Origin of the sequence: Kribbella kalugense (genome assembly GCF_004365875.1) — a bacterium.
In the GTDB taxonomy this organism is placed as follows: domain Bacteria; phylum Actinomycetota; class Actinomycetes; order Propionibacteriales; family Kribbellaceae; genus Kribbella; species Kribbella kalugense.
The window spans coordinates 658,684-674,332 of the sequence record NZ_SODF01000001.1 but is presented as its reverse complement, the minus strand read 5'-3'; the positions used below and the strand labels follow the sequence as shown (position 1 = coordinate 674,332).

The window sequence follows — 15,649 nt, the reverse complement described above, 5'->3', positions numbered from 1 at the left end:
ATCATCAAGCACAGCGCCCCGCGCTCATCGGCGCCCGGAGCGAAGCGAGGACGCCGATGAGTGCGATCGTTGCCGGGACTGCCGCCCCGACTACCGCGGCAACCCGTCGTCCGCGTGGTGGCTTGTTCCGAGCCGTTCTACACAACCGCAAGGCCATGGTCGGTGCGGCCCTGCTGCTGCTGTTCATCCTGCTCGCCGCGTTCCCGCATCTGTTCGTGCCCTGGCTGCACGGCGATCCCCGCGCGATCGGCGACACCCCGCTGGCGAAACCGTCCGGCGCACACTGGCTCGGCACGACCGGCCTCGGCCAGGACGTGTACGCCGAACTCGTCTACAGCACCCGTGAGTCGCTCGTGATCGCGATCGTCGCCGGTCTGGGCGCGACGATCCTGTCGGTGATCATCGGCGTCTCGGCCGCCTATCTGGGAGGGTTCGCCGACGACGGGTTGTCGATGCTGACCGACGTCTTCCTGGTGCTCCCGACGTTCCCGCTGATCATCGTGCTGGCGACGTACGCCGGCAAGGGCAACCTGACCGTGATCATCATCGTGCTGATCCTGACCGGCTGGTCGTACGGGGCCAGACAGATGCGGGCGCAGGCGTTGTCGCTGCGGAACCGGGACTTCCTCGAGTCGGCCCGGGTCCGGGGCGAGCGATCGTCGTACATCATCGTGGTCGAAGTGCTGCCGACGATGACCTCGCTGATCGTCGCGAACTTCCTCGGCGCCGCTTTGTACTCCGTGCTCACCGCCGCCGGACTGCAGTTCCTCGGCCTCGGCGATCCCAACTCGCTGAGCTGGGGCACGATGCTCTACTGGGCGCAGAACCAGGGCGCCCTGGTGAACGGCCTGCCCGCGTGGGCGCTGTCGCCGGGTCTGGCGGTCGCGCTGCTCGGTGTTTCCTTTGCCCTGCTCAACTATGCGTTCGACGAGATCAGCAACCCCGCGCTACGGCCGGTTCGGAGGCGTCGTGCCCGATCAGCTTCTTGAGGTCCGTGATCTCACCGTCTCCTACGACACCGGGGAACACCCGGTCGTCGCGGTCGACCATGTGGATCTCGACGTACAGGCCGGTGAGTTCGTCGGCATCGTCGGCGAGTCGGGCTGCGGAAAGTCGACGCTGCTGTTCGCGATCGCGCAACTGCTGAGCTCGCCGGCCGCGATCACCGGCGGCAGCGTGAAGTTCCTCGGCCAGAACCTGGTCACGATGAGCGAGAAGAAGCTGGCCGCGCTGCGCTGGCGTGACTTCTCGGTGGTGATGCAGAGCGCGATGAACGCGCTGAACCCGGTGAAGAGCATCGGCGCGCAGTTCCAGGACACGATCATGGCCCACGACGAGGTGGTCGACGACAACCGCCCGGCCGAGGTACTGCGGCTGGTCGGCATCGACCCGATCCACCTGAAGAGCTACCCGCACCAGCTCAGCGGCGGGATGCGGCAGCGGGCGATGATCGCGATGGCGCTGCTGTTCACGCCGGACCTGATCATCATGGACGAGCCGACGTCCGCGCTCGACGTGGTCGCGCAGCGGTCGCTGATGGTGCAGATCAAGGAACTGCAGCGCAAGCTCGGGTTCGCGGTCATCTTCGTCACCCACGACATGTCGCTGGTCAGCCACTTCTCCGACAAACTCGTGGTGATGTACGCCGGTCAGGTGGTCGAGTTCGGCGACACCCGCGCGGTTTTCGACCACCCGGAGCACCCGTACAGCGAGGGTCTGCTGGACGCGTTCCCATCGATCCGCGGACCGAAGGTGCCGCTGACCGGCATACCCGGCGCCCCGCCCAACCTGGCCTCCCCGCCGCCGGGCTGCCGGTTCCAGCCGCGCTGCCCGAAGGCGTTCGAAGACTGCCCGAAGATCGAACCGGAGCTCTACCAGGTCGGCGCCGTCCAGTCCCGCTGCCTCCTGCACGCCCCGTCGATCGAGTCGGCCAAGGAGGTCTCATGACATCGGTAGATGTTGAACCCGGCGTGACCGAATCGGCCGCGACGCCGGTGATCGAGGCCAGGGATCTGAGCCGGCATTTCCGGGTCGGGCGGGGGTTCTTCTCGAAGCAGCAGTTGCATGCCGTCGACAACGTGAGCTTCTCGATCGGCCGGCAGGAGATCGTCGCGCTGGCCGGTGAGAGCGGCAGCGGGAAGAGCACGATCGCACGGCTGCTCGCGGGCGTGTACAAGCCGACCGGCGGCGAGATCTTCTACCAGGGCCGGCCGATGTCGTCGTTCAAGTCCCGCAAGGACCAGCTGTCCTACCGGGGCGACGTACCGATGGTGTTCCAGGATCCGTTCAGCTCGCTCAACCCGGCGTTCCGGGTCTCACACGGCGTACTGCGGAGCTTGAAGCTGCACCGGCCCGAGCTCACCCGGCAGCAGCGGCAGGACGAAGCCGCACAGGTGATCGAGGCGGTCGGACTGACACCGGCCGGCGACATCATGGACCGGTACCCGTACGAACTGAGTGGTGGCCAACGGCAACGAATCGGGTTCGCCCAGGCACTCGCGCACAAGCCGAAGCTGATCCTGGCGGACGAACCGGTGTCGATGCTGGACGTGTCGATCCGGATCGGCCTGCTGAACCTGATGGCCGAACTGCGCAGCTCGGCCGGCGTCTCGTTCCTCTACATCACCCACGACATCGCCAGCGCCCGGTACGTCGCCGACCGGCTGATGATCATGTACGCCGGTCACATCGTCGAGACCGGTCCGGCCGAGTCGGTGCTGGCGAACCCGAAGCACCCGTACACGGACCTGCTGCTCGGCGCCGTGCCGGATCCGCGGGCGCCGTTGAGCCTCGGCATCGAAGGCGACACCGGCGAACCGCCGAAGGTGGTCGACCCGACTCCTGGGTGCCGGTTCCGGTGGCGTTGCCCGCTGGCGATCGATCGGTGCCACGTGGAGACGCCGGTCCTCCGCCGCCTCGGCGAGAACCACGAGGCCGCTTGCCATGTGGCCGAAGCGGACGCGGGCGTCGCCGGCTGATGCAGATCCTGACCTCCCACCTCGGCTACGGGACCGGGGTGGGACGTTCGGTTGTCGTCCTCGGGGTCGACGGACAGTTGACGGCGGAACTGGTCGGGGCTGTCACCCTTGAGCTGGGGCCGGTCGAGTCTGTGCCGGGGTGGTCGATCGGGTCCTGCGCGCGGGTTGTCCTGCCGGACGAGCTGTCTCCCGGGACGTACGTCGTGCGGGTCGGCTCGGTGGAGTCCGAGCCGTTCGTGGTCGAGCCGGATCGGGTGCAGCGGCAGACGATGTCCGACGTACTGGCGTATTTCAAGGCGATGCGGTCGAGTGGTGAGATCGATCGCAAGGACCGGGCTGCTCGGTTGTGGGGTGACGAGTCTGGTACGACTGTGGACGCGCGGGGCGGGTGGTTGGACGCTAGTGGGGACACGAGCAAGTTCTTGTCGCATCTGACGTATACGTCGACGATGAGTCCGCAGCAGATCCCGTTGCGTGCTTGGGCGATGCTCGCGGCGCGGGATCAGATCAGCGCTTGGCATCCTGCGCTGGTTCGGCTGTTGGGGTCGCGATTGCGTGACGAGGCGCTGTTCGGGGCTGACTTTCTGGTCCGGTTCCGCTCCCCTGAGGGTTACTTCTATACCGGCATCTTCGACGCGCTGACGAAGCAGCTGGATGAACGTGTGATCACGGCGCCGCTGCAGAACTCCGTGCGTACGGCTCGGTATCAGTCCGCCTACCGTCACGGCGGCGGCCTGGCGATCGCTGCGCTGGCTCGGGCCTCGACCACGGATGCTGATGGCGACTACCCGCGCAGCACTTACCTGGCTGCGGCGTCCGAAGCCTTCACCCACCTCGAACAACACAACCGCGAATACCTCTTCGACCACACCGAATCCATCATCGACGACTACTGCGCCCTCCTAGCCGCCACCGAACTAACCGCCGCCCTCCGCACGGCGGATGACGCAGAGGGTGTGCGGGTGGCGGCAAACGCTGCTTGGCGGAGGGCTTCGTCGTTGGTCTCGCGGTATGTGTCCCCTGGCGATGGGCCCGGATGGTTTCGGGCCGACGAGGACGGGCGTCCGTTCGTGCACGCGGTTGAGCCGGGGCTGCCGATCCTCGCGTTGCTGCGGTTCGCCGAGGTGTTCCCGACCAGTCGGCAGGCGAGCATCGCCCGGACGACCGCCGTACGGGCAATGCTCGACGTACTGGACCGCACCGCAGCCGTACCCAACCCGTTCGGCTACCCACGCTCACCCGCCGGCTTCTTCTTCCCGCACGAGAACGAAACCGGCTACTGGTGGCAAGGCGAGAACGCCGCCATCGCCTCCCTCTCCGCGGCAGCCAGCGCCTGCGCACACCTCCCGGACGTACCCGACGCGGACAAGCACAGACTGAAGACCTTCGCCGCCGACCAACTCGCCTGGATCCTCGGCCGCAACCCGTACGACGTCTGCATGCTCCAAGGCCGCGGCCGCAACAACGTCGACTACCACTCCGACTACCCGAACCTCCCCGGCGGCATCATCAACGGCATCACCGGAGGCTGGACGAACGAGCAAGACATCGCCTTCCTCCCACCAGACGCCCCCGAATCCGACCACTGGCGCTGGGCCGAACAATGGATCCCCCACACCGCCTGGTACCTCCTAGCCACCGCCTCCGCCCCGTAACCACCGTCGGCTTACCATCCCCTGCCCAATGGGATACTGTTCGACCTGCGTCGAACAATGTCGTAGGGTGGTTGGCATGCCCCTAGAGCACCGCCGGTCCGTTGTCACCCTCGCCTTGATCGCCTCGTTCATGGTGTTCGTCGACAGCACGATCGTGAACGTCACCCTCGCCCAGCTCGCCACTCACCTGCACGCATCCCGGGCCGAGCTCGAGTGGTCCCTCAACGCGTACACGCTCTCGTTCGCCGCGCTGATGCTCGGCGCCGGGGCGATCGCGGACACCCTCGGCGCGAAGCGAGCGTTCCTGACCGGACTCGTCGTGTTCACAGCATCCTCAGCGGTCTGCGCGGCGGCCGGCTCGATGCTGATGCTCAACCTCGCCCGCCTCGTCCAGGGCGCCGGCTCCGCCCTGCTCCTCCCCAGCGCGCTCATCCTCGCGACTGCGTCCGCGACCGACGAACACACCCGGCACCGCCTGGTCAGCTGGTGGGCCGCGGCCGGCGGCGCCGGGATGGCAGCCGGCCCGCTCCTCGGCGGCGGCCTGGTCGCCCTCGCGAACTGGCGGGCGGTCTTCGCAGTCAACGTGGTCATCGGCATCCCGGCCGCAATCTGGGCTCTCCGCTCGATGCCGGCAGTTGTACGCCGAGCCCGACGACTCGACTGGGCCGGCATGCTGACCGCGACCGCGTTCATCGGCGGCCTGGTCTTCGCGCTGATCGAAGCACCAACGCGCGGCTGGCTCGACCCCGCTGTACTCAGTGCGACAGCGCTAACAGTCGCCGGCCTGGTCGCCTTCGTCTGGATCGAGCGGTCCGTCCGAGCACCGCTCCTACCACCCAAGCTGTACGCCGATCCCGGTTTCGCGGCCGCCGCCGCACAGGGCACGCTGCTCAACTTCGCCTTCTACGGCGTGCTGTTCACGATGAGCCTGTTGCTGCAGCAGGGCCGTGGTCTCAGTCCGCTGGTCACCGGCCTGCTGTTCCTACCGCTGACAGGTTTGATCTCGATTGCCAATCTCTGCTCGGCACCGCTCACCCGCCGCCTCGGCCGACCGGCCGTACTCGGCATCGGCCAGGCCATCCTGACGATCGCACTACTCGGACTCGCCTGGGCCAGTACGTCGTCCGCCGTCTGGCCGATGGTGGTCGCCCTAGTTCCGATCGGCTTCAGCTCCGGGCTGCTCGTCCCGACCATGACCGCGCAGTCCATCGCCGCCGTCGAACCTGACCTGCACGGCGCCGCCTCGGCCGCGTTCAACACGTCCCGCCAGATCGGCGGAGCGATCGGCGTCGCGACCTTCGGCCCACTCCTCGGCACCGCCCACAACCTGACCACCGGCTTCATCACCTGCACGATCGTCGCCGCAGCGGCGAGCATCGTCGGCCTGTGCGTAACCGCCCTCGCCGCCATCGGCCGCCGTACTCCGGTGCCCGTACCCTCGGCCGCATGCGATTCGTGATCCGCGACGGCTACGCGTCCTACCGCGGTCCCGTGGCCGGCGGCTCGAGGCACCGGCACGCCGCGTTCCAGCTCGCGATCGGCTCGGACGTCGCGATGGTCGACGACGATGACGTGTGCCACCGCGGTACGGCGCTCGTCGTGCCCCCGATGACCTGGCACCGGCTGCTCCCGTCGGACGACGTACAGACGTACTTCATCGAGCCGCAGTGCGCGTTCGCCGACCGGCTGCGCGAGTACGACGGGATCACGGTGGCGGACGCACTCCGCGGGTTGCGCGAGGAGGATCTCGGCCCGGCGGCGACGCGGGCGTCGGGCGGGTTCGATCCGCGCCTGGTCGAGGCGATGGAACTGACGCTGACCGAGTGGCAGCTGTCGATGCCCGAGCTCGCCGCACGGGTCGGGATCTCGCCGCAACGCCTGCGCTCGGTCGCCCGCGAGGCGCTCGGGATGCCGCTCTCGCGGTGGCGGATCTGGACGCGGCTGCGCCGGGCTGCCGAGGCGCTCGCCGCTGGGCAGTCGCTCGCCGATGCCGCCGTGACGGCCGGCTTCGCCGATCAGGCCCATCTGACCCGATGGATGCGCGAGATGATCGGGCTCACGCCGACAGAGGTCCTCCCAGCGCTCCGCGGTACGCCGTCAGCACCGAGATCGAGCCGGTGATCGTCGGCACGACCTCGACCTCGCGGACATCTCGAAACCCGGCTTCGGCGATCAGCGACGGCAGGATCCCGTCCGCGTTCGGCCGGGTGTCCTGAAAACCGTCCGCCAACTGCACGATCCGGAACGCGAGCCGCATCGCCCGCGTGCGCTGCAGTCCGTAGTCCGCGATGACAAGGCGCCCGCCAGGCCGGAGTACGTCGTACATCGCGGCAAGGATCGCCCGCTTGACCGGCAGCGGGCACTGGTGCAGGACCAGACTCGACACCGCGACATCCGCGATCTCCGAACCGACGACGTCGGCCAGTTCGTCGCCCAGCCCGGTTCGAAACTCGACTCCAGCGAGTCCGGCCTTGCGTTTCGCCCTCGCCAGGACGGCGGGATCCGGGTCGACGCCGATCACCCACGCCGCGGGCTCGGCCTGGTGCAGCAGTAGAGCGAGGGATCCGGTTCCACAGCCGACGTCGACGATCAGGTCGCCGGGCGCTGGAGCCGCCTCGCGGACGACCAGGCCGCGCCACAGTCGCTCGCGGACCAGAGAGGCGACAATGTCGTAGTACCTCGTGGGAAGGAACCGTCCCAGGGCCGGTGTGAACGCTCTTTCGGTCATGCCGGTAGCTTTCCTGGGACGGGCATGCTGGATCTTGAAGAATTCGCTCATTCGAGGGCCGGACGCAACGAATTGGACGGGTCGGAGCGTTCTGCTTCTACAGAGCCGGGTGGGGGGAACGAGTGGCGGCGCAGCGGAAGAGGCGGTTGGGCACGACCGTCGCGCTGACACTTGCCTGCGTACTGGTCTGTGGGGTGGCCTTCGCCGGCGCGGTCTTCGTGCTGATGCCCGGTGCTCGCGACCGCGGTACGCCGGTCGTCGCGAGCGGTTCGCCCACGCCGAGCAAGCCGAAACCCAGTACGCCCAGCCCGAAGCCCAGCCTCCCGGATTCGACCGACGAGCCGCTCCCGGGCGTGGACACCCCGGCCACTCCCCCGCCGGCGACGCCGGTCGCCAACACCGGGACGTACGAGTGCCCCGGGTTCAGCGGCATCGCGGTGCCGGTGTCGATGCTGATGAACGACACGTTCTCCTGGGGCGACGATCCGCCGTACAAGGTCGGCGACGGTAAGGGCGACATCAACTGGCGCTCCGACCCGTACCACAAGCCGAGTTGGTACATGTGGCTGCATTCGTTGCGCTGGCTGGGGAACGGCATCGAGGCCGGGCAGCGCGGTGACCGCAAGGTGCTGGCGCACACGATGGCGATCATCCACGACTGGGTGCAGGACAACCCGTACAGCTGGAAGAGCGATATCGGTGCGTGGGAAGCGACCATGCACCGGACCAACGTGCTGCTGTGCGCCCGCCAGGCCGTGCTCACCGGGATGCATGTCAGCTCGCTGCCATCGCAGTACGCCTGGCTGGACAAGGCGTTGATCGACCATGCGCAGTTCATGATCGTGAACTGGAGCGGGTCGTCGAACCACGGTACGGACGAGAGCATCGCGTTGTTCGGGGTCGGCTGCACCTTGAAGAAACCGGAGCTGAAGCAGCTGGCCGTCGAGCGGCTGACGCAGGCCATTACGACCGCGATCGACCCGCAGGGTTCGACGAACGAGCAGTCGGTCGGGTACGGGATGTTCAACTATCTGCTGTGGGGTCGGGCGACTACGGCCTTGCAGCGCTGCGGATCCGATCCCGGGAAGGTGATCTCCCAGCGGCGGGCCGCGCTGTCCGAGTGGTTGGCGCTCGCGACCAAGTCGACTGGCGAGCTGCAGCAGGTCGGTGACGCGGTCCGGCAGAAGCCGACCGGCGCGGCCGGGACCTCACTGGACTACGTCGCCTCGCTCGGGAAGCACGGGACCAAGCCGAAGAAGCGGGCCGCGGTGTTCGACGCCGGGTACATCTTCGGGCGGACCGGGTGGGGTGAGACGCGGCCGTTCACGCAGGAGTCGACGTACAGCATCCGGTACGGTCCCGCCCGCACACTGCACGGTCACGACGACCACATGTCGATCACCTATTCGTCGCACGGCCGGGACATCCTGATCGACCCGGGTCACTCCGGCTATCAGCTCGACAAGTGGCAGGCCTGGTCCAAGAGCGCGGCCGCGCACAACGTGATGACGATCCCGTCGGCGACGACGGCGTCCGTGCAGACCCAGCTGGTACGGGCGGCGATCACGCCGACCTGGGAGTCGTACTCGCTGGCCGACTCGCCGGCACCGGACGTGACCCGGAAGCGCGACGTACTGGTGCTGAAGGATCCCGATCTGATCATCACGCTGGATCGCGGGCAGTCGCCGACCAGCCAGCGGTACGAAACGCTCTGGCACCTCGCACCGGATCAGAAGGTCACGGTCCAGTCGCCCACCACGGCCATCGCCGCCAAACCCGGCGACAAGTCGAAGACGTACCTGCTGCAGATCCCCTACCAGCAAACGCCGCCGTCCGACGGCATCACCGTGGTCCAGGGCCAGCAGGATCCGGTGCAAGGCTGGTACTACCCGGACATCTTCCACCGGCAGTCCGCACCCGTGGTCAAGTTCAACCGCAACGGCACGGACGCGACCATCCTGTCCGCGATCGTCCCGGCCGGCTCCTCCGAAACAGTCACTTACAAGACCCGGACCATCGGCTCGATGTTCTTCGTCGACCTCACCGTCGGCGCCCGCAAAACCACCGTCCGCGTCCTCCCCGACGGCCGCCTCACCCGGATCAACTGAACTGTCGGTCACATCCGGCATGCTTGGCCTGTCTTCCTCTGTGAAGTCGAATCTTCGGGAGGCTGGGAATGACTACGCATCCGGCAGCGCGCGACCACTGCCTCAGTCCGTCACGCAGTGTGGATCGTCCGACTGGTGGCGCGCGGTACGGGCGGATGTTTCCGCGGCTGGAGCCGCTCGGGACGGATCCGCACGTGTTGATGCGGGCCGGTGGGGACGGCGGGATCTGTGATGCCGCGGCCGAGCTGGATCTCGGCGCCGGCGGGGATGACGCGGTGCAGGCGGCCGGCTGGCCGTTCTTCGGGCAGTTGCTGGCGCACGACACGACGGCGGATCGATCGCCGTTGATGGGCGGCGTCGAGACCGACGCGCTGCGGAACGCGCGTTCGCCCCGGCTCAACCTCGAGATGCTGTACGCCGACGGACCGGTCGGCTCGCCGTACATGTTCGACCTCGACGATGCCGCCAAGTTCCTGCTCAGCCCGGATGGGTATGACGTACCGCGGAACCCGCAAGGTGTTGCGCTGATCGGCGATCCGCGCAACGACGTGCACATCTTCTCGTTGAGTCTGCATGTGGCGTTGCTGTAGGCGCACAACCGGATCGTCGACCACCTGCGCGCGAGCGGCGTGGCCGAGGCAGACGTCTTCGAGCAGGCGCGGACGACGCTGACCTGGCACCACCAGTGGGTCGTGGTCCACGACTTCCTGCCGCGTCTCGTCGGGCGTCCGCTCGTCGACGAGGTGCTCGAGGACGGCGGGAAGTGGTTCGCCCCGGAGCCGATGCAGGCGTTCATTCCGCTGGAGTACGCGGACGCGGCGTACCGCTACGGGCACGGTCAGATCCGGCACGCCTACCACCTGGTCGACGGCGGCCCGGAGCTCCCGCTCTTCCCTGATCTGGTCGGTTTCGGCCCACTGCCCGAGGACCACCGGCTCGATCTGGCGCAGATCTTCGACGTACCAGGCCGGCCGCCGGCCCAACGTGCGAAGCGACTCGACGGCCGGCTCGCTGCGAGCCTGATCGGGCTGCCTGAGCGGATCACCGGCGCAGTCGACGAGACGGCGTACCGGTCGCTGGCCGTTCGCGACCTGCTGCGCGGCGACACGACCGGTCTGCCCAGTGGCGAGGAGGTCGCCAAACTGCTCGACGTACCGCCGCTGACCGAAGAGACCTGGCCTGGCGGTACGCCGCTGTGGTTCTACATCCTCAAGGAGTCCGAGTACCTTGCCGACGGCGACCGGCTCGGGCCGGTCGGCGGGCGGATCGTGGCTGAAGTACTGATCGGGCTGCTGCGGGCCGACCCGGCCAGCTACCTGAGCGTCGAGCCGGATTGGCAGCCGACGCTGCCCGCCGCCGGTGACACGTTCGGCCTGACCGACCTGCTCATCCCGGCCGGCTCGCACTGAGCGACCGCGCCTTGGCCTCGGCCTCGAACGCCTCGCGCGGACTCTGGACCGAGGCCAGCGAGACGATGTCGCGGCCGTAGAAGAACGCCGCCAGCCAGATCGCGAGCACCCGCACCTTGCGGTCCCACGTCGGGACCGCAAGGACGTGGTACCCGCGGTGCATCAGCCAGGCGAGCACACCCTTGATGACGAGGCGCTTGTACTGGAAGATGCCGGACCCGAGGCCGAGCGTCGCGATCACCCCGAGGCTGTGGTGCTCGTACTTCTTCGGCTCTCGCCCACGTAGCGACCGCAGCAAGTTCTTCGCCAGCAACTTCCCTTGCCGTACGGCGTTCTGCGCGTTCGGCACCGTGTAAGCGCCTGGGATCGAGGACGTGAGGTCGGGAACGGCCGCGTCGTCACCGGCCGCCCACGCGTCCTCGATCACCTCGGCGTCGGTCCCGATCCGCAGATCGGCACGCACCTGGACCATCCCGCGTTGGTTGTGCGGCAGGTCGCTGTGGTTCTGCAGCAGCCGGGTCGCGGCGTTGCCCGCCGTCCAAACGATCAGCTCCGAGTCGAACTCCGACCCGTCCGACAGGACCACGTGCCCGTCGTCGGCCGACTTCATCGTCGTATTCAGATGCACCTGTGCGCCGCGCTTCTCGAGCAGGTTCACCACCCACTCGCCCGGCTTGTCGCTGACCTCGGGCAGGATCCGGGGCGTCGCCTCGACCAGGTGGAACGCGAGATCGCTCTCGGACAGCTCTGGGTACTTCTTCAGCAGGGCCCGCGCCGACGACAGCAGCTCGGCGAACCCCTCGACCCCGGAGAACCCGCCGCCGACGAACGTGACCGTCAGCAGCTTCCGCCGCAACTGTCCCGGCTCCAGCCCGGCCGCCTCGTCGAACGCGGTGAACAGCCGGTCCCGGATCGCGACCGCCTCCTCGACGTGCTTCATCCCGATGGCCCGATCGGCCACACCCGGTACGTCGAAGGTCCGCGTCACCGCGCCAGCGGTCACCGCGATCACGTCGTACGTCATCGTGTAGTCCGGCCCCTGCGCCGGCCGGATCGTCACCGTCCGGTCGGCATGCGCGATGTTGACGACCATCCCGGACACGACCTTCGTCCGCCGCAGGTTGCGCCGCAGCGACACCGCCGCGTGCCGAGCCTCGACGGACCCGGCGACCACCTCGGGCAGGAACGGCTGGTACGTCATGTACGGCCGCGGGTCGACCAGCACCACCTCGGCCTCACCCCGCCGCAACTTCTTCTCCAACCGCCACGCCGTGTAAAACCCCGCATACCCGCCGCCCACCACCAAGATCCTGCGCACCAGAACTCTCCGTCCGTAGCCTCTATCAGGTAAGACAACTCGCACGCGCCGGATGTGACGACCTCAGGGGCGGAGCTGCTTCCGCGACGCGATCCCAAGCTTGGCGAAGACCTTGCGCAGATGCCACTCCACCGTGTGCTGACTGAGGAACATCTGCGCCCCGATCTCCGCATTGGTCAGCCCGGCCCCGGCCAACTCGGCGATGTGCGCCTCCTGCGCCGTCAGCGACTCCCGGCCGGAGCTGTGGTCCGCCCGGCGCTCGTCCAGCACCTCACCGGCCGCGGCCAACTCCCGCCCGGCCCGCTCGGCGAACGCACCGGCGCCGGCTTCAGTGAACAGTTTGTACGCCGCCCGCAGCTGCCCGCGGGCGTCCTGCCGTCGTCCTTCCCGTCGCAACCACTCGCCGTACGCCAGCTGCGCCCGCGCGAGGTGCATCCGCATCCGCGTCCGGCTGAGCCGCTCGATCGCCTCCTGGTACGCCGATTCCGCCGCGCGCCCGTGAGCCAGCAGGCCGCGCGCCGTGGCGAGCAGTCCCATCCCCCAATCGGTGCCGGCCGACGTCGCGATCTGCTCGAACAGCTCGAACCTCTCGGTCGCCTGCTCGGGGTGGCCACTGCGCACGGCCGCCTCGACCAGCTCGGGCAGCGCCCAGTTCGCCACGCCGTACTCGGCCGGATAAGCGGTCGCCAGCCGGGCGGCCGCCAGCGCTTCGTCATACCTGGCCAGGCCGTTGAAGAGAATCGAGTTCGCGACGTGGCAGGTCGTCAGCCCACCGCCTTCGCCGCGGGTGGTCGCGTCCTCGATGCCGGCGGCGATCAGCATCGTGGCCGCCGCCTCGCGCCCCCGCCAAGCCGCCAGCCCCATTTCGCCGTACGGCGCCAGGTCCGTGCCCGTCGCGTCCTTGATGTTCTTGGCCTCCGCGAGCAGCGCCGCGGCCGAGGCGAGCTCGCCGGAGAAGAGGTCGAGGTGCACGCGGTGGTGCAGCGCGAGCAGGAGCTCGTTCAGGTCACCGAGTCCCCGAGCGATCCCCAGGTGGCGGGTGGCCAGCGCGTCCCAGCCCTCGTCGTCCCAGAGATCGACCGCCATCAGCTCCGCATGGAAGAGCCACCGTAGATCGTCCAGATCGCTCGTCCCGTCCGGCGAGGAGTACAACCGGACCGCCTCCCGGGCCAGCGGCACGACCGCGGGATACCCGTCCGAGAACAGCACTGCGACGCCGTCCAGCAGTACGTCGTGCTTGCGGTGCCGAACGGTGGTCGGAGCCGCTCGGGCTAGCTGTGAGGCGCTGGTCAGCGCGCTGATCCCGCCCGGTCCCGAGGTGGCGCCGAACCGTCCGGCGTACTGCGCCGCCACCAGCGCCTGCAGGTAGGTGTCGCGGGCGAGTTCGAGATCCAGCGGTTCGAGGCGATGGGCCACGCCGAGGAGCATCGGCCCGGACTCCAGCCCGTGGCCTGAAGCGAAAGTGATCTGTGCCCGCAGAAGGTCCACTCGCGCGTGATGAAGGTCGTCACCCTGGCCATCGCCGGCCATGACCAGCAGACGCAGCGCGGTCTCGAATGCACCCGCCTGCAGGGTGGCCCCGGCCGCGGCCAGCGCCCGGGCTGCCCGCATGCCCGGGTCCGGCGTCAGCTCGGTCGCGCGCTGGAGGAAGGCCGCCGCCGCGGCCATTCCACCGCGCTGCTGGGCCCGGCCGGCGGAGCTGACCAGCTCGGTGGCGACATCCTCGTCCGGACCGTCCGCCCCCTGAGCCTGGTGCCAGGCGCGGCGGTCCGGATCGACGCCGGGGTCGATCGCCTCGGCCAGCGCCTGATGAACCATCCGTCGATCGGCCGGGTCGGCGGCCCGGTACGTCGCAGAGCGAACCAGCGGATGCCGGAAGCGGACCCGGGCCGCGATATCGATCAACCCCGCGGCCTCGGCCGGCGCCGCCGTACTCATCGGAACCCCGAGGAGAGTCAGGGCACGGACCAGCAGCGGTACGTCGCCAACCGGTTCGGCCGCCGCGGTCAGCAGCAAGCGCTGCGTGTCCGCGGGCAGCGTCTGCACCCGCCGGGCGAAGTTCTGCTCGATCTGACTCGCCAGCGGACGGGCATCGGGTCGCTCGAACCCGCCGGCCAACTGGGCAGCGCTCATGCCCCGCGGCAGCTCCATCAGCGCGAGCGGGTTGCCGCGCGTCTCCGCGACGATCCGGTCTCGCACATGTTCGTCCAGCCGACCGGGTACGACGGCGTCGAGCAGCGCGCCGGCGTACTCGTCGGACAGACCAACGACCGGCAGTTCGCGGAAGCCGCTCCACTCCGGCCCGATTACCGGCTCGCGCAGCGAGAAGACCAGGCCGATGCGGTCCGCGAACAGCCGGCGGCCGACGAAGGTCAGGGTCTGGACCGATGCCTGGTCCAGCCATTGCGCGTCGTCGATGACGCACAGCAGGGGCTTGCGATCGGATGCCGCCGAGAGCAGGCTCAGCGTGGCCGCGCCGATCAGGAAGCGATCCGGCGGCCCGCCCGCACTCAGTCCGAACGCGACCTCCAGCGCCTCGCGCTGCGGGCCTGGCAGACGGTCGCTGCGGTCGAGCAACGGCAGACACAACTGGTGGAGACCCGCGAACGGCAGCTCCATCTCGGATTCGACTCCGGACGCGCGGACGACCCGGCACCCCTCGGCGCGGCCGACCAGGTACTCGAGCAGGGCCGACTTCCCGATCCCGGCGTCGCCGCGGACGATGAGCACCTGGCCCGTGCCGGAGCGGACTCCGGCCACGACCTGGTCCAGCCGTGCGGACTCCGCCCGGCGCCCACGTAGCTCCGGCGCGAGGTTGTCGAACCCATCGTTCGCCATCGCTCACCCCCTCAACAGAGGCTAAGGCGAACGACCGGGCGGGTACAGGACCATCAGGTGCCGAAACTCCGGATCAGACCGCTTCCTGGGCCAGGTCAGCCAGCCGGTAGCGGGCCCGTTCGACCAGCTTCCGGGCGTTCGGCGCCGGGATCCGGAGCGTCTCGGCAATCTGCCGGTACGGGTAGTCGAACCCTTCCCGCAGTACGTACGTCGCGCGCTCGGCCGGCGACAACCGCTCCTTCAACAGCCGTACGGCGACCGCGAACGCTTCCTGGTTCTCGGCGTACTGATGCGGATCGTCTGCACTCACGACCCGCTCGTCCGGGAGCCACGAGCCGATCGCCGTCTCGTGCCGTCGCCGGGCCGACTGCACCACGTTGATCGCGAGCCGCGACACCGTCGTCGCCAGGAATGCCTGCGGGTCCGCGACCACCGACCGGTCGGTGGCCTGCCAGCGCACCCAGACGTCCTGGACGAGCTCCTCCGCCTCGTGCGGATTGCCTACGATCCGACCGGCGATCCGGAACAGCCGTGGCCGTGCCTGGAGGAACTCGTCCAATCCCGCCGTACTCATGATCCGGACTCCTTGCGCTGGGGGGCTGTCTCAGCGTCGCC

At 68.7% G+C, this 15,649-nt stretch carries 13 protein-coding genes; 9 read left to right on the top strand and 4 right to left on the bottom strand.

Annotation, left to right across the window (positions count from 1 at the left end):
• The first annotated feature begins 56 nt into the window (after window positions 1–56).
• From EV650_RS03195 to EV650_RS03170, 6 genes are all read left to right on the top strand, one after another.
• Complete coding sequence (locus EV650_RS03195) at window positions 57–989, top strand: ABC transporter permease (RefSeq protein WP_134115143.1); 933 nt, start codon at window positions 57–59, stop codon at window positions 987–989.
• Window positions 970–1,947: an ABC transporter ATP-binding protein gene (locus EV650_RS03190; protein ID WP_238173999.1), complete on the top strand. Its 978-nt coding sequence runs from the start codon at window positions 970–972 to the stop codon at window positions 1,945–1,947. The genes EV650_RS03195 and EV650_RS03190 overlap by 20 nt, the downstream gene beginning before the upstream one ends.
• Window positions 1,944–2,978, top strand: a complete 1,035-nt coding sequence (locus EV650_RS03185) for an ABC transporter ATP-binding protein (RefSeq protein WP_134115138.1) — start codon at window positions 1,944–1,946, stop codon at window positions 2,976–2,978. The genes EV650_RS03190 and EV650_RS03185 overlap by 4 nt, the downstream gene beginning before the upstream one ends.
• On the top strand, window positions 2,978–4,633 hold the full coding sequence (locus tag EV650_RS03180; protein ID WP_134115136.1) for a glycoside hydrolase family 9 protein: 1,656 nt from the start codon (window positions 2,978–2,980) through the stop codon (window positions 4,631–4,633). Before EV650_RS03185 ends, EV650_RS03180 begins: the two co-directional genes overlap by 1 nt.
• Before the next feature lie 76 nt (window positions 4,634–4,709).
• A complete protein-coding gene (locus tag EV650_RS03175; RefSeq protein WP_166677999.1) occupies window positions 4,710–6,092 on the top strand; it encodes an MFS transporter in 1,383 nt (460 codons plus the stop codon).
• Window positions 6,080–6,754, top strand: a complete 675-nt coding sequence (locus EV650_RS03170) for an AraC family transcriptional regulator (RefSeq protein ID WP_134115132.1) — start codon at window positions 6,080–6,082, stop codon at window positions 6,752–6,754. The genes EV650_RS03175 and EV650_RS03170 overlap by 13 nt, the downstream gene beginning before the upstream one ends.
• Here EV650_RS03170 and EV650_RS03165 read toward each other — a convergent pair.
• Window positions 6,690–7,361, bottom strand: a complete 672-nt coding sequence (locus tag EV650_RS03165; RefSeq protein ID WP_134115130.1) for a class I SAM-dependent methyltransferase — start codon at window positions 7,359–7,361, stop codon at window positions 6,690–6,692. The two genes, EV650_RS03170 and EV650_RS03165, sit on opposite strands and share 65 nt — an antisense overlap.
• A 146-nt stretch (window positions 7,362–7,507) precedes the next feature.
• On the opposite strand from EV650_RS03165, the gene EV650_RS03160 reads away from it, so the two are divergent.
• From EV650_RS03160 to EV650_RS40635, 3 genes are all read left to right on the top strand, one after another.
• Window positions 7,508–9,469 (top strand): heparinase II/III domain-containing protein, encoded by a 1,962-nt coding sequence (locus EV650_RS03160; protein WP_238173998.1) that lies wholly within the window; start codon window positions 7,508–7,510, stop codon window positions 9,467–9,469.
• Between the two features lie 68 nt (window positions 9,470–9,537).
• Window positions 9,538–10,059, top strand: coding sequence for a peroxidase family protein (locus tag EV650_RS40640; protein ID WP_202874345.1), 522 nt, complete (start codon window positions 9,538–9,540; stop codon window positions 10,057–10,059).
• Between the two features lie 12 nt (window positions 10,060–10,071).
• On the top strand, window positions 10,072–10,878 hold the full coding sequence (locus tag EV650_RS40635; protein WP_255512071.1) for a peroxidase family protein: 807 nt from the start codon (window positions 10,072–10,074) through the stop codon (window positions 10,876–10,878).
• Here EV650_RS40635 and EV650_RS03150 read toward each other — a convergent pair.
• The 3 genes from EV650_RS03150 to EV650_RS03140 form a co-directional block, all read right to left on the bottom strand.
• Complete coding sequence (locus tag EV650_RS03150; RefSeq protein ID WP_134115128.1) at window positions 10,856–12,196, bottom strand: NAD(P)/FAD-dependent oxidoreductase; 1,341 nt, start codon at window positions 12,194–12,196, stop codon at window positions 10,856–10,858. The two genes, EV650_RS40635 and EV650_RS03150, sit on opposite strands and share 23 nt — an antisense overlap.
• A gap of 63 nt (window positions 12,197–12,259) precedes the next feature.
• The gene (locus EV650_RS03145; RefSeq protein ID WP_134115126.1) at window positions 12,260–15,034 is read right to left on the bottom strand and encodes a helix-turn-helix transcriptional regulator; all 2,775 of its coding nucleotides are present in this window, start codon (window positions 15,032–15,034) and stop codon (window positions 12,260–12,262) included.
• 73 nt (window positions 15,035–15,107) lie between these two features.
• Entirely contained in the window at window positions 15,108–15,608 is a 501-nt protein-coding gene (locus EV650_RS03140) for a sigma-70 family RNA polymerase sigma factor (RefSeq protein ID WP_134115124.1), read from the bottom strand.
• Between the last annotated feature and the right edge of the window lie 41 nt (window positions 15,609–15,649).

Coding starts and splice junctions, on each gene's coding strand:
- EV650_RS03195 (WP_134115143.1), top strand. CDS start 57: ATGAGTGCGATCGTTGCCGGGACTGCCGCCCCGACTACCGCGGCAACC.
- EV650_RS03185 (WP_134115138.1), top strand. CDS start 1,944: ATGACATCGGTAGATGTTGAACCCGGCGTGACCGAATCGGCCGCGACG.
- EV650_RS03180 (WP_134115136.1), top strand. CDS start 2,978: ATGCAGATCCTGACCTCCCACCTCGGCTACGGGACCGGGGTGGGACGT.
- EV650_RS03175 (WP_166677999.1), top strand. CDS start 4,710: ATGCCCCTAGAGCACCGCCGGTCCGTTGTCACCCTCGCCTTGATCGCC.
- EV650_RS03170 (WP_134115132.1), top strand. CDS start 6,080: ATGCGATTCGTGATCCGCGACGGCTACGCGTCCTACCGCGGTCCCGTG.
- EV650_RS03165 (WP_134115130.1), bottom strand. CDS start 7,361: ATGACCGAAAGAGCGTTCACACCGGCCCTGGGACGGTTCCTTCCCACG.
- EV650_RS40640 (WP_202874345.1), top strand. CDS start 9,538: ATGACTACGCATCCGGCAGCGCGCGACCACTGCCTCAGTCCGTCACGC.
- EV650_RS03145 (WP_134115126.1), bottom strand. CDS start 15,034: ATGGCGAACGATGGGTTCGACAACCTCGCGCCGGAGCTACGTGGGCGC.
- EV650_RS03140 (WP_134115124.1), bottom strand. CDS start 15,608: ATGAGTACGGCGGGATTGGACGAGTTCCTCCAGGCACGGCCACGGCTG.